General features: G+C 61.3%; 10 protein-coding genes. 1 reads left to right on the top strand and 9 read right to left on the bottom strand.

The features are described 5' to 3' along the window. Positions 1-76: 76 nt before the first annotated feature. Entirely contained in the window at positions 77-418 is a 342-nt protein-coding gene (locus CE491_RS12080; protein ID WP_110948579.1) for an FKBP-type peptidyl-prolyl cis-trans isomerase, read from the top strand. Between the two features lie 108 nt (positions 419-526). Here CE491_RS12080 and CE491_RS12075 read toward each other — a convergent pair whose 3' ends face one another. From CE491_RS12075 to CE491_RS12035, 9 genes are all read right to left on the bottom strand, one after another. Beyond that, positions 527-2,920, bottom strand: a complete 2,394-nt coding sequence (locus CE491_RS12075; RefSeq protein ID WP_110948578.1) for a hybrid sensor histidine kinase/response regulator — start codon at positions 2,918-2,920, stop codon at positions 527-529. 78 nt (positions 2,921-2,998) lie between these two features. Then, the gene (locus CE491_RS12070) at positions 2,999-3,460 is read right to left on the bottom strand and encodes a response regulator (protein ID WP_110948577.1); all 462 of its coding nucleotides are present in this window, start codon (positions 3,458-3,460) and stop codon (positions 2,999-3,001) included. A gap of 19 nt (positions 3,461-3,479) precedes the next feature. Then, the gene (locus CE491_RS12065) at positions 3,480-5,735 is read right to left on the bottom strand and encodes an ATP-binding protein (protein WP_110948576.1); all 2,256 of its coding nucleotides are present in this window, start codon (positions 5,733-5,735) and stop codon (positions 3,480-3,482) included. A gap of 154 nt (positions 5,736-5,889) precedes the next feature. After that, positions 5,890-7,830 carry a response regulator gene (locus CE491_RS12060; RefSeq protein WP_110948575.1) on the bottom strand — a complete coding sequence of 647 codons (1,941 nt, stop codon included), beginning with the start codon at positions 7,828-7,830 and terminating at the stop codon, positions 5,890-5,892. Beyond that, positions 7,820-8,695 carry a sensor histidine kinase gene (locus tag CE491_RS12055; RefSeq protein ID WP_110948574.1) on the bottom strand — a complete coding sequence of 292 codons (876 nt, stop codon included), beginning with the start codon at positions 8,693-8,695 and terminating at the stop codon, positions 7,820-7,822. Before CE491_RS12055 ends, CE491_RS12060 begins: the two co-directional genes overlap by 11 nt. Then, complete coding sequence (locus tag CE491_RS12050) at positions 8,688-9,701, bottom strand: ATP-binding protein (RefSeq protein ID WP_110948573.1); 1,014 nt, start codon at positions 9,699-9,701, stop codon at positions 8,688-8,690. Before CE491_RS12050 ends, CE491_RS12055 begins: the two co-directional genes overlap by 8 nt. Further along, positions 9,692-10,096: an anti-sigma regulatory factor gene (locus CE491_RS12045; RefSeq protein ID WP_110948572.1), complete on the bottom strand. Its 405-nt coding sequence runs from the start codon at positions 10,094-10,096 to the stop codon at positions 9,692-9,694. The genes CE491_RS12050 and CE491_RS12045 overlap by 10 nt, the downstream gene beginning before the upstream one ends. Beyond that, on the bottom strand, positions 10,093-10,455 hold the full coding sequence (locus tag CE491_RS12040; protein ID WP_110948571.1) for an STAS domain-containing protein: 363 nt from the start codon (positions 10,453-10,455) through the stop codon (positions 10,093-10,095). Before CE491_RS12040 ends, CE491_RS12045 begins: the two co-directional genes overlap by 4 nt. 4 nt (positions 10,456-10,459) lie before the next feature. Continuing rightward, positions 10,460-11,311, bottom strand: a complete 852-nt coding sequence (locus CE491_RS12035; RefSeq protein ID WP_110948570.1) for an STAS domain-containing protein — start codon at positions 11,309-11,311, stop codon at positions 10,460-10,462. Positions 11,312-11,838 lie beyond the last annotated feature (527 nt).

Below are 11,838 nucleotides of genomic sequence, written 5' to 3'. Positions count from 1 at the left end.
CCGCAGCAGGCATTGCCAGCGGCGACGCGGGCCATTAGCATCGCCGCCAGCTTATTTACCCCGTTACGGACATGACATGAACGACGAACTACAGATCATCGAGCTGCTGGAAGGCACCGGCAAAGCGGCGGTCAAGGGCGCGCTGATCACCACGCAATACACCGGCACACTGGAAGACGGCACGGTGTTCGATTCATCCTCGGAGCGCGGCAAGCCGTTTCAATGCGTGATTGGCACCGGTCGGGTGATCAAGGGTTGGGATCAGGGCCTGATGGGCATGAAGGTTGGCGGCAAACGCAAACTGCTGGTGCCCTCACACCTGGCCTATGGCGAACGCAGCATGGGCACCCGCATCAAGCCGCATTCAAACCTGATTTTCGAAATCGAACTGTTGGAAGTGCTGACGCGAGAGGATTGAACAGAGCACGACGCAACGGCTCATCGTGTAGCAAGGCCGCCGGCGGCAGCGATTTCAATGCCGCCGCTGGCAGCACGCCGGACTGTTGCACGGAGCGGCGCAGACCGCTTACGAAGCGACCCCCGCCCCCGCCTTCATCAATACATTCGCCAGCTTGCGCGCCAGTTCCTCTTCCTTGTAGGGCTTCTGCACGATCAACTGCTGGTCGACATCGAGAATATCGATGTCGGCAAAACCGGTGATGAACATGATCGGCAACTCCGGATGGTCGCGTCTGACAATCTCCGCCAATTCGGCTCCGGTCATGTTGGGCATGGCGAAATCGGTGAGGACCAGGTCGATGCCGGTGTCGATCTTCTTCAGCGCGTCGTCGCCGTTCTCCGCTTCTACCACTGAATAGCCCAATGAACTGAGCATCATCGCCGTCACCGAGCGCACGTCCGGGTCGTCGTCCACCAGCAGAACAGTGCGATGCAGATCGTCCGGGTTGGCATGGCCAGGCATGTCCGAAAGGCTTATCACCGGGTTGGCGATCCGGGCGATACTGGGCAGGAACACCTTAATCGTGGTTCCGGCGTTTTCGGCGGTGTCGATACTCACCCCACCGCCGGACTGTTTGGCGAAGCCGAAGACTTGCGCCAGCCCCAGTCCCGAGCCCTTGCCCACCGCCTTGGTGGTGAAGAACGGCTCGAATGCCTTGGCCAAAACCTGCTCGCTCATGCCGCAGCCCGAGTCACTGACCGAGAGCACCACGTAAGCGCCGGGATCCGGGTCTTCAGGTCGTTGCGGCAAGCGATAGACGATCTCGTTCCCGGTGCTCAGACGCAGCTGACCACCCTGGGCCATGGCATCGCGGGCGTTGATCGCCAGGTTGAGGATGATCATCTCGGTCTGCGTCGGATCCACCAGCGCGCTCCACAGATCATCAGCCATTTCCGTTTCCACCCAGACGCTGCCGCCCAGTGCCCGTCCCAACAGCTCGCGCATGCCGCCAATGGTGTCGTTGAGATTGAGCGCCACCGGCTCCAGCCGCTGACGTCGAGAGAACGACAGCAACTGGCTGGTCAACTTGGCGCCGCGCTCGCCTGCCGAGCGAATATTCTGCAAGCGCTGGGGTGATTTGGTGAACACGCCTTTTTCCAGGTCCCGTGCCAGGAAGTTAGCGCTGGTCAGGATAACCGTCAGCAAATTGTTGAAGTCGTGGGCAACCCCGGCGGTCAGCTGCCCGACCACCTCCAGTCTTTGCATCTGCTGCAAGGCGGCTTCGACCCGCTCGCGTTCTTTGATCTGATCGCGCAAACGCTTGTTGGTCGCCGCCAGTTCATCGACCACCGCGCGCTCGCTGGTGATGTCGCGCACGGCAGCGTACATCAGGCCCTCGTCTGGCACGATGGTCCAGGACAGCCAGCGGAACCCTCCGTCGGCGTGGCGCATGCGGTTGACGAAACGCGTCGTCACGTTGCCTTGGGCGACGCTGGCGGTCTCGCGCAGCGTGGCTTCCAGGTCATCAAGGTGGATCAGCTCGCCCAGCGACTGTGCGTCGAAATCCGCACGGGTCCAGCCAAGCGTTGCTTCCCAGGCCGGGTTGAGGGCAATCGGGGTCATGTCAAAGCGCAGCACGCCGAGCAATTCCCGTGACAGCTCCCACGTGCGGTCCCGTTCCCGGGTTCGCTGCACCACTCGCTCACCGAGAATCTCGTTGAGTTGATGCAGCGCCTGTGTCGCCTGTTTACGCTCGCTGATGTCTTGCATCACTCCAGTGAAGCGCACGCACTTGCCGTCTTCGAACAGCGAGCGGCCATTGGAGAACACCCAACGCTCGGCGTCGCCATCCACCAGCAGCCGGTGTTCGATCTGGAATCCGGTGTCAGCCGCCAGCGCCGCCATGACCTTGCTTTGCAGCAGATCGCGGTCGTCCGGGTGGCAGCGGGAAAACATGAAGGCCATGCTCACCGGCGCGTCGGCCGGCAAACCGTAAAGGGTTTTGCAGCGTTCGTCCCAGAGCAGGGTTTCGGTGCGCGGATCGTAGGTCCAGACACCCATTTCCGCGGCCTCGATCGCCAGGTGCGCGCGCACCTCGGCGTCTTGCAGGGTCGCTTCGGCGTACTGACGCTTCTCCCGCTCACGAACCTCGGAAACGGCGCGAACCACAGCCTTGGGCAGCATTTTCAGGTTTTGCTTGAGCACGTAGTCGATGGCGCCCATGCGCATCATTTCGACCGCGTGCTGCTCACCGAAAATACCTGAAAGGAAAATGAACGGCGTTTGCGGGGCAAGTCGCAACGCCGTGTTGAGGACCTCGGGGCCGGACGAACCGGGCAGGAGATAATCGCTGAGAATAAGGTCGAAACGCCGGGCCAGCAGCTCCCGCTCCACGTCCTGATGGTTATAGACCAGGGTGGCGTCGATTTTGAGCCCACTGTTCTCCAGCACGAGCAGCGTCAGTTCAGCGTCATGCGGACTGTCTTCAACCAGAAGCAACTTGAGTAGCGATAGCGGCATGAATAGTCGTCATTTATTGCGCGAAGGCCTTCGCCGCCAGCATGTCGCGGGACAGATCAGGCCATGAGTCCAGACAGCTCAGGAGCCCGGACGGCGTGTCAGTCGCAATGAACCTGGCGGCGGCTCGTTGAGAACGGCCCAGAAAATCCCCAGATCGGAGATTGCCGAGACGAACTCCTTGAATTCGACCGGCTTGACCACGTAAGCGTTCACTCCCAACGCGTACGCGCGTTGCAAATCCGGCTCCTCGCGAGAAGAGGTCAGCATCACCACAGGAATGCTGCGTAAATCATCGTTGTCGCGGATGGCCTTGAGCACTTCCAGACCATCGATTTTCGGCAGTTTCAAGTCAAGTAACAGCACCGTCGGGTTACCCGCCGCGCGGTCATGATAATGGTTTCGCCGGAAGAGATAGTCCAGCGCCTCGGCGCCGTCACGCAATACGATCACTTCGTTGGCCAACTGGCTACGCTCCAGAGCGACGAGGGTCAGCTCCAGATCGTTGGGATTATCTTCCACCAGAAGAATGGGCTTGAGCATTGGGCGTCTCCTCGAACACTCAAAGGGTTACAGTGAGACTGCGCTTGGGCAGCGCAAAATAAAATGTGGCTCCCTGCCCCAACGCGCTATGCGCCCACACCGAACCGTCCTGGCGTTCGATGATCCGGCGTACGCTGGCCAGCCCTATCCCGGTGCCTTCGAATTCTTCCATCCGGTGCAGGCGCTGGAACACGCCGAACAGCTTGCTGGCGTACTGCATGTCGAAGCCCACGCCGTTATCGCGGATATACACCACGACTTTGCCTTCTTCCTCGTAACTGCCGATCTCGATCACGGCGGCCTGTTGCGTGCGGCTGTACTTGATGGCATTGGACAGCAGATTGCGCATCGCCAGGTGCAGGAACGCGGCGTCGGCGATCACCACTGGCAGTGGCTCCGGGATGCGCCATTGCAAGTCGCGGCCTTCGTAGTCCGGCAGCATTTCCCGGCGGATGGACTCGACCATGGCATTCAGGTCGACCTCCGAATAACGCATGGCCGAGCGGCCCATTTGCGAGAAGCTCAAGAGGTTGTCCACCAGCGTACCGGCGAAGCGTGCCGACTCACAGATGTTGTCCAGAAAGCGCATACCCCGCTCGGAGAGCTTGCTGCCTTCGATGTCGCTCAGCAACTCGGCGTAGCCGGCGATGTGGCGCAGCGGCGCGCGCAGGTCGTGGGACACGCTGTAGGAGAACGCTTCGAGTTCCTTGTTGGACTTCTTCAACTCCTCGGCCAGCGCAGCCATTTCCTCGGCCTTGCGCAGCACGATGCCCAGTACTGCGGTCCGCAATTCCACCACGCCTTCGGTGTCCAGCTCATCCCAGGGGCGGGAGAAACCACGCATGGTTTGCTGCCAGAGCGCGAAACTGTGGCGCGGGCTAAGTGAACCGCTGTCGCTGACGACTTTTTCCGGTTTGCCGGCCCAGTTGACCACGCGAGCCTGCTCGGTGCGGAACCAGATGATGTAGTTCGAATGCAGCTCGGAAATGGCCATCGCCAGAACACCGCTGACCGATTGGCTCAGTTCTGGCAACTCAGGGATATCGCGGCCGACATTGTCCGACTGAAACACCTCATGAGCGTCGCGCTGACTCAACCATTGAGTCAGCGCCTGAATCTGCTCGCGATCCGGCGTCTGGCCGTAGACATCCAGCGTCGATTCGGAGATCACTGCCGCCCCCGACGCCTCGACGAACGACAACAGCACCTCAGGCATCGCCCGCAAGCCGTCCATCACGTTGTCCAGATCGGCCATTGACGCGAGCATCTGCACGATTTGCCGACGCAGGCTGAGCATGCGCTGGGTCCTGGCCTGGGCTTCCTTGGTTTCGATCTGCAGGGACAATACGCTGCCCAGCAGTTCGCAGGCGGTCCGGGTCTGGAAACTCACCGGCCGCGGGGTCGCATGGTGGCAGGAAATCAGCCCCCACAACTCACCGCGCACGACGATGGAAATCGACATCGACGCCAGGGTCTGCATGTTGCGCATGTACTGCAAATGCACCGGCGATACGCTGCGCAGCGTCGCGAAACTCAAGTCCAGCGGCGCGCCAGTCATCGGGTTGTTGGGCGGCACCAGCGGCGAAGGCTGGTAGTCGGCATCCTCGATGACGCGAATGCGGTTGGCCAGGTACAAGGCCCTGGCCTGCGCGGGAATATCGCTGGCCGGGAAGCTCAACCCCAGATAGCTCGGATAGCCCTCATCGGCCACCTCGGCGTTGACCAGGCCATTGCCTTCGGCGTCGAAACGATAGGCCTTGACCCGCCCGAAACCAGTGATGCGCTTGACCTCCGAGACCGAACGCTGACTCAACGCCTCGATGGTCTCGGTTTCTTCCATCTGGCTGATGAAGGTGCGCATCAGCGGATAGACGTTGCCGTAGGCCGAGCTCATGTCGCTGGCCGGCTCGAATTCGGCAATCAGCACCTGATCGTGTCGATGCACCATCATCGCCATCGGCATGCCGGCGCGGGTGCCCTCGAGAAAACGCACGTCGCCGACATGGAACGGGTTGGGGTCATCTTCAGGCAGCACTGCCAGACGATCCAGCAAACGCTGGCAATCGTCGACAACACACAGCAATGCAGCACCGATCAATGCTTCTGGCGGCAGGCCCAGCCAACTGAAAACGTTGGCGCTGACCTGGCCGATGGTCATCGTCGCCTCGTCGATGACCAGCAGGAAACCCTGGGGCTGAATACTGCCGGGAATCTGGATCGGCTCGCGAGCGCAGTTGTCGATTGCGCTTTGGAGTGGGTCCTCGCTGGGGGTCAAAACTGGATCTCCTTCACCCCCGACGCGTCCCACGGACTTTCGTCAAAGGTGGGTGCCCTAAGGTTGGCACTAAGTTGAATTGGCGTAAACAGTAACAAAATTTGCGAGCCCGTGGATGATTGCCCACTGATATCACTGCACAAATGGGTAATCGTCATGCATCCAGCATCGCTCTCACTTTGTTGAGAAACTCGGCGAGCTGGAACGCTTTAGTGATCATATCCATGCCCTTGCCCAGAAAACTCTGGCGGTTCAGGGCGTTTTCCGCGTAGCCGGTCATGAACAGCACCGGCGCGCTAGGTCGCCACACTCGCATCCGCTGTGCCAGTTCGCGGCCGTTCATCTGCGGCATACCCACATCAGTCAGCAACAGATCGATCGAGGGATCATGCTCGAGCAGCCTCAGTGCGGTGCTTACGTCGGCGGCCTGGGTGCAGCGATATCCGGCGTCGGTGAGAATTTCGTTGACGAACATGCGCACGGAGGCGGTGTCTTCGACGATCAGCACGTGCTCGCCTGCGCCCAGGCCGGTGGTTTCCAGCACCGGTTGCGGCGCGACAGTCTGCTCCAGCGCGGCGGGCAGCATCAGGGTCACCTCCGTGCCGTGGCCCACGACGCTGCGAATGTGCACGTCGCCGCCGGATTGCCGGGCGAAGCCATAGACGGTCGACAAACCCAGCCCGGTGCCTTCGCCGATGGGTTTGGTCGTAAAGAACGGGTCGAACACCTTGTCGATCAGGTGGTGTTCGATGCCCACCCCGTCATCGCGCACGGTCAGGGCGATGTACGGCCCATCGGCCAGGCGCGAATTGCCCTGGGAATAGGCTTCGTAGGTGCTGATCCAGATATTGCCGCCCTGAGGCAATGCATCCCGGGCATTGATCACCAGATTGAGCACCGCGCTTTCCAGCTGTCCGGCGTCGACCATCGCCACGGCGCTGCGCGAGGTCAATTCGAGGGTGAGCCCGATGCGTTTGCCGATGGTTCGGCTAAGCAGATTCTCGAGGGAGAGCACGTATTGATTGACGTCCGCAGGACGCGTGTCCAGGGGCTGCTGGCGGGCGAAGGCCAACAGGCGGTGGGTCAGCGTGGCGGCGCTTTTCGCCGATGCCAGTGCCGCATCGGCATAGACCAGGACTTTCTCGAGGCGGCCGTCCTCGGTGCGCTTCTTGATAAGCTCAAGGCCGGTGACGATGCCCGTCAGCAGGTTGTTGAAGTCGTGCGCAATGCCACCGGTCAGCTTACCGATCGCATCCATCTTCTGCGCCTGCAACAGCTGCGCTTCGGTCCTGGCACGCTCGGCCACTTCGTGGGCCAGTTGCGTGTTGACGGTATCGAGCTGCTGAAGATGCGACTGCTCGCGACGTCGATGCTCAGTGACGTCTTCGACGAACACCAGACTCAGGCCATCGACCCGATAAGGCGACACTTGCCATTCGGTCTCGCGCAGATCGCCCTGGACCAGCATGCCCAGGATGCCCTTCCAGCGCTCGCCCGCTACCAGCGCTTCACGCAGGCCGGCAATGGCAGGCGCCTGATCGTCGCTGAAGCATTGCAACACCGCATTTTCGCCCGAGCCCTGGGCGATCAGCCGGGAAAAGGCGTGGTTGCATTCATGGACTTTCAGCTCGCTGTCCATGACCGCGATCGGTGCCGAAACGTTGGCGAAAATCTCGCGGAAACGGTCTTCACTGTCGCGCAGCGCAAACTCGGTATCGCGCACCCGCAGCAGCGTGCGCAGGGTCGCCAACAGCACGTCTGGGTCCACTGGATGAACCAGATAAGCATCGGCACCGGCCTCAAGGCCTGTGACGATATCGCCGGTCTGGATCGACGCCGCCGACACGTGCACCACCGGCAGCAACGCGGTGCGCGGTTCGCTGCGCAACTGCCGCACGATATCGAAGCCACTCATGTCCGGCAGGTTGACGTCGAGGATCAGTGCATCGGGGATCTGTGCGGCTATCAGCGCCAGGCCTTCGGTGCCGGTACCGGCTTCCAGCACGATGAATCCCTGACGCTCCATACGCCGACGCAAGGCGTAGCGGGTTGCCTGGTTGTCATCGACGATCAGCAGCCGCGTATCAGCTTTCATCGCCGTGCTCCTGCGCCAGCGCCAGCGGAATCACCACATAAAAGGTCGACCCGACGCCCGGCCGACTTTCCAGCCCGACGCGGCCGCCCAGCAACTCGGCGAAACGTTTGCACAGCGACAGTCCCAGGCCCGTACCGCGCAGACGTTTCTGCAGGGGTGAGTCAACTTGAGTGAAATCCTCGAACAACGCGCCGTGCAACTGCGGCGGGATGCCGATGCCCGTGTCGGTCACGGCGAAGCGCACTTCGCGCTCGCCCGCGAGGCTGGCCGATACGCGGACTTCGCCACGCTGCGTGAATTTCAGCGAATTGGAGATGAAGTTACGCAGGATCTGCGCGAGTTTCTTGTCGTCGGTGTACAGCCTCGGCAAACCGACGGGCTCTTCGAAGATCAGGTCCACCGCCGAGGTATCGACAATCGGCCGGAACATGCCGCGCAAGGCCGAGAACAGGTCGAACATGTCGAACCAGGCCGGCGAAATGCTGATGCGCCCTGCCTCGATCTTGGCCAGATCCAGCAGGTCATCGACCATGTCGCTCAGTTCACGAGCGGCTGTGCTGACAAATGCCACCTGCTTGTGCTGTTCGGGGCTGAGCGGACCGTCGAGTTCGTCACTGAGCAGGCTGGCAATGCTGAGGATCGAACCCAGCGGCGTGCGGAACTCGTGACTCATGTAGGAAAGGAAACGGCTTTTCAGGTCAGACGCCTGGCGCAATTGCTGGGCCTGAGTATCGAGTTCAGCATACAGCGCCAGCACGCCCTGATTGGTCTCATCCAGTTCGGCGCGCAGGGCGTCGGCCTGGTCACGCAATTGCCGCAGCTCTGCTGACTCCTCAAGGGCGACGTGGGCGGGGTTGTCAGTCATCGAACGTCTCCAGAGCAGTCACCAATACCGTTACGTCATCCCTGCCCCGACAATAATCGCGATGCAGCACGGCCGCGATAATGGCCGGGTGTCGATACATCAGACCCGGATAGTCGCGAAGATTCCAACGCGATTGCAGGCCGTCGCTGTAAAGGATCAAAAGCTGCCCGACGCACTGAGGGTAGCCTGCGGCCGGGATCCTGCGGTATTGCAGCCCGACGATACCGGGGTGCGACGCCAGGCCCCGGGATTTGCCCTCGCCGATCAGCGTCGCGCCGATATTGCCGATGCCGATGAAGCGCAAGTGATCCTGCGCCGCATCGAATTGCGCGATGGCCACAGCGCCACCGCGAGTGCCGTGCATCTCGCGGTGAATGTCGTCGAGCAACAAGCCTGAATCGCCGAAGGGATCACGGTTGAACGCCACGGCGCCCGCCTGCGCGGCTTCTTTGGCATCAGGACCGTGGCCCAGGCCATCGATCATCAGCAGGCTCACTTGCTGCCCTGCGATTGCCACTTCCCAGGCATCGCCGCAGGCCGGGTCGTTGTGCAACGAGTGCTGGGTCACCCCCAGGCGCAAGTCCTTGACCACTGCCGAACGCGGATGAAAGCGCGTCAGCAGTACCGTTCCGCGATTGTCGGTGTACACGTCGAACACCTGTGCCTGACGCAGGATCGAACCCAGACCGATGCCCTGGGTGCCACGGGTGGAAAAGCCATCGGCCATGCAATCGTTCAGGTCAAAGCCCTGGCCGCGGTCGATGGCAATGACTTCAAGCCCCGCAACGGATCCCGCTAACGAACGCAGGTGCAACTCCCCGTTACCGGCGTGCTTGAGGATGTTGCTGGCCAATTCCGTAACCACCAACGCCACACGGCCGGAGTCGATGGCATCGAAGCCCAATTGCTCGGCGAGCTTCTGGGCGACGCGCCGCGCATGTCCGACCTGACTGGTGTCCTCAATGGCCAATACTTGCGTCAGGCTGCTGTGCAGTCTCAGGTCCATTTGTAGATCGTCACCCGGGTGCCCGCGCCCGGCGCAGTGTCCAGCTCGAAATCATCGACCAGACGCTTGGCTCCGGTCAGGCCCAGTCCCAGCCCGCCGCCGGAAGTCCAGCCGTCGGTCATGGCCAGTTTCAGGTCAGGAATACCGGGGCCTTCATCACGGAAGGTCAGCTTCAGACCGGTGCGTGCACCGTCTTCGATGATTTCCCAGTCCATGTCGCCGCCACCGCCATAGACCATGGTGTTGCGCGCCAGCTCGCTGACTGCGGTCACCAGCTTGGTCAGGTCGATCAGGCGCATGCCGCGGTCCTGGGCCAGCTTGCGCGCCATTTGCCGGGCCAGCACTACATCCTGCTCGATATGAATGCCCTGAGTGCCGCTGCTGCACACGTTCATTGTGAATAGGCCCGCTCGCGCAACAGCGCCATGCCACGCTCGACGTTGAGCGCAGTGCTCACCCCCGGAAGTGTCATGCCCAGCTCCACCAGGGTGATCGCCACGGCAGGCTGCATGCCCACCAGCACGGTTTCGGCGTCCATGATCCGCGACAGCCCGGAAATCATGCCGATCATACGGCCGATGAAGGAATCGACCATGTCCAGCGCCGAGATGTCGATCAGCACGCCACGGGCCGAGGTCTTGCTGATGCGCTCGGACAGATCGTCCTGCAGCGTCAGCGCCAACTGGTCGTGCATGTCTACCTGAATAGTGACGAGCAGAAAGTCACCCATCTGCAGAATCGGAATCCGCTCCATGGGCTTATACCGCCTTGGCGACGGTCAGACCCAGGCGACGCAGGGCCAATGCCAGGGCGTCGGCCAGATTGGCCTTGGTGACCACGCCCTGCAGGTCCAGCCCCAGGTGCACGATGGTCTGGGCGATCTGCGGCCGTACGCCACTGATGATGCAATCGGCACCCATCAGGCGAATGGCGGTGACGGTCTTGAGCAGATGCTGCGCTACCAATGTGTCCACGGTCGGCACGCCGGTGATGTCGATGATGGCGATTTCAGAACCGGTGTCGACGATGCGCTGCAGCAGTGACTCCATGACCACTTGAGTGCGCTGGGAGTCCAGGGTGCCGATCATCGGTAATGCCAGCACGCCGTCCCACAGCTTGACCACCGGAGTGGACAGTTCCAGCAGCTCTTCCTGCTGACGCTTGATCACCGACTCGCGGGACTTCTGATAGGTGCGGATGGTGTGCATACCCAGCCCGTCCAGCAACTGAGAGATCTCCCACAGCTGCTCGGCGAGCACGGCCGGGCGATCAGCCAGCTCTTCTTGCAGCAGGCTGAACAGCGGGCCTTTTAGGGAGAAGATGAAATGGGCGGTCTGCTGCGAGTCCTGACCCGCCAACGCGCGTTGGTGCGAGAGCTTTTCAAGGAATTGCCGCACTTCTTCCCAATCGCTGGCGGTAACGCTTTGCGAGCCACCTTTCTCGAGGGTGGAGGTCAGCAGACGCAGAAACTCGCCGGTCTGCTGGCTGAGGTCTTCGGCTTTTAGATTGCGCGTGGCACCACTGGCTTCCAGGTCCGCGAGCCAGCGTGCGGAGAGCTGGGCTTCGGAACGTTTGAGAGAGTCCACGGTGGTTTGCTGCAGTACTGCCATGAGATTTGGCTCCTGAGGTTTTGCTTGCCGGTGCTGGGATTGAAGACGCGACGAGGCCAGACACAAGAAATAAGGTCAGGAACGGCGGCCGGTGCCGGAGTGTTCCTAACTTGTTAAATACAAAGCGCTTTTGGTTAGAGAGAGAGCGGATGCGACGAAATACCCTGCCGGCTGCTTGGTGTCAAGCTAACATCATCGCAAATAAAAGGTTCCGTCGTTTTTGACGCTGGTTGAAACCGTCGGTGCAGGCAGGCTCAGCCGCTCTGGCTTGCGCTCGACAGCCTCGGTGCCGAGCCAACAGACATGTCGCTGGCACGCCGGGCTCCTATAGGAAATTGTGCTGGGGAATTGTGTGCGTGCGACCTCGATACGCCGCAGGTTACGACGGCAGCGAATGCGCTGGGTCAGTTGTACATCTATCGTCTGGCACTCGTTTTCGCGGCTGCCGGGGACTGTCAGATTTTTTGTGTGCGGGCCGGTAACGGCCTGCCGTCAGGCAGGCCGTGCTTTTACCAGGTCGGCCTGAT

Source organism: Pseudomonas bohemica (genome assembly GCF_002934685.1).
Lineage (GTDB): Bacteria > Pseudomonadota > Gammaproteobacteria > Pseudomonadales > Pseudomonadaceae > Aquipseudomonas > Aquipseudomonas bohemica.
This window is presented reverse-complemented; position numbering and strand designations above follow the sequence as displayed.